Origin of the sequence: Dietzia sp. DQ12-76 (assembly GCF_014145045.1) — a bacterium.
Classification (GTDB): Bacteria; Actinomycetota; Actinomycetes; order Mycobacteriales; family Mycobacteriaceae; genus Dietzia.
Map to the genome: position 1 here is coordinate 1 of NZ_JAALDV010000343.1, position 1,937 is coordinate 1,937.

The 1,937-nt window shown below is 68.4% G+C and carries 3 protein-coding genes; all 3 read right to left on the reverse strand.

Features of this window, described 5'->3' with window-relative positions; all coding sequences use genetic code 11:
* Positions 1 to 192 (reverse strand): 50S ribosomal protein L4 (rplD, locus tag G6019_RS11785; protein ID WP_182627663.1); only part of this gene is annotated, 192 nt, incomplete at its 3' end.
* A 17-nt stretch (positions 193 to 209) separates the two neighbouring features.
* Positions 210 to 875 carry a 50S ribosomal protein L3 gene (gene rplC / locus G6019_RS11790; RefSeq protein ID WP_107757061.1) on the reverse strand — a complete coding sequence of 222 codons (666 nt, stop codon included), beginning with the start codon at positions 873 to 875 and terminating at the stop codon, positions 210 to 212.
* Positions 876 to 927: 52 nt separating this feature from the next.
* Positions 928 to 1,233, reverse strand: a complete 306-nt coding sequence (gene rpsJ, locus G6019_RS11795; protein WP_003938093.1) for a 30S ribosomal protein S10 — start codon at positions 1,231 to 1,233, stop codon at positions 928 to 930.
* Positions 1,234 to 1,937 lie beyond the last annotated feature (704 nt).

The following is a 1,937-nucleotide window of genomic DNA, read 5'->3' on the forward strand; positions in this document are numbered from 1 at the left end:
CTTGCGGCCACCGCCACGGACCTCGCCGCGGGTCTTGGTCGAGTGGGTGCCCTGCCGCGCCGCGGCGAGCTGCGCCACGACGACCTGGTGCATCAGGGACAGGTTGGGCTCGACGCCGAAGATCGCGGCGGGGAGCTCGACCGACCCGTCGGCCGAACCGGCCGGGGTACGGACGTCCAGCTTGAGATTCACGGGGTTCTCCGTCGTGGTCATGCGCGCGCACCGCCCTTCACTGCGGAACGGACCATCACGAGGCCGCCGTTGCGACCCGGGATGGCTCCCTTGATCAGGAGGACGCCGGCCTCGGCGTCGACCTTGTGGACCTTGAGGTTCATCGTGGTCACGCGCTCGTTGCCCATGCGTCCGGCCATCTTCTTGCCCCGGAACACCCGGCCCGGGGTCGATGCGCCGCCGATGGAACCGGGCCGACGGTGCACGGCCTGGGTACCGTGCGAGGCACCCTGGCCCGCGAAGCCGTGACGCTTCATCGTGCCGGCGAATCCCTTGCCCTTGGAGGTGCCGGTGACGTCGACGAAGGCGCCGTCGGAGAACACGTCCGCGCCGAGCTCCTGGCCCAGCTCGTAGCCGGCCGCCTGCTCGGCGTTGTCGAGTCGGATCTCCGCGACGTGGCGACGCGGGGTCACACCCGCCTTGGCGAACTGACCCGACACGGGCTTGGTGACCTTGCGGGGGTCGATCGCGCCGAAGGCGATCTGGACGGCGTTGTAGCCGTCGGTCTGCTCTGTACGGATCCCGGTGACGACACACGGCCCGGCCTTGATGACGGTAACCGGGACGACCCGGTTGTTCTCGTCGAAGACCTGGGTCATGCCGAGCTTCGCGCCCAGGATTCCCTTGATCTCGGTTGTACTCATCTGTTCACTGTCTCCGCTGCACGTTGCTTGCTGACCGCTGCTCGGTCGGAGGTCACTGGATGTTGACGTCGACGCTGGCAGGCAGGTCGATGCGCATGAGCGCGTCCACGGTCTTGGGCGTGGGGTCGAGGATGTCGATCAACCGCTTGTGGGTGCGCATCTCGAAGTGCTCGCGCGAATCCTTGTACTTGTGCGGCGAGCGGATGACGCAGTACACGTTCTTCTCGGTCGGCAACGGCACCGGGCCGACGACACGAGCTCCCGTGCGGGTGACCGTCTCGACGATCTTGCGCGCCGAGGCGTCGATGGCCTCGTGGTCGTAGGCCTTGAGCCGGATGCGGATCTTTTGTCCCGCCACTTCGTCCTCTTTCTCCCTCCGCCCGTGAAGGCGGCTGTCGTGAGCGCCCTCGCTGCGCGGGGGACACCTGGTGTGTTCGCTTGTCGTACATGACACCGTCAGACCGTCTACCACCCGGTCTCGTGCATCGGTGCTCCGTCGTGGAGGGCCGCCGTCGTGCGCTCACGAACGTGACACGACGATGAGCCCTCCAGAGGACGGAGAGCCGCACTCCCGCGAGACGAGGGTGACGGCGGAACCGATCCGCTGCCGCTGTTGACGTGTCACGACGCGTCCACGCGGTCGGGCGTGTCGCCCTCCCACTTTTCCGGCGGGTGATCGCTCACCCGCCCTTGTCGTGCTCGCCCGACCAACCCGGTTCACCCGCGGCCCGAGGGCTACACGAGTTCGCCGCCTTGTCCGGGCAACTCGACCAGTATGCCGCACTGACCCCACGGGATCAAAATCGCCGCGGACGACCGGTCGCGGACGGCGTGCGCGGCTCGCCCCGGCTTCGGTACCGTCGAACCATCAGAGCCTCTCGGCGCCTCGTCCCCCAGGAGTGCAGAACGTGAACAGCCGACGCGAACCACGCGACCCCGCCGCCTACAAGCGGGATCGGCGTCAAGCCGTCCTGCGGCATCACCCCGACAAGGGCGGTGACCCCGACGCGATGCTCCGCGCCCTCGAGGAGGTCGACCGCCGGCACGGCGTCAGCGCCGCCC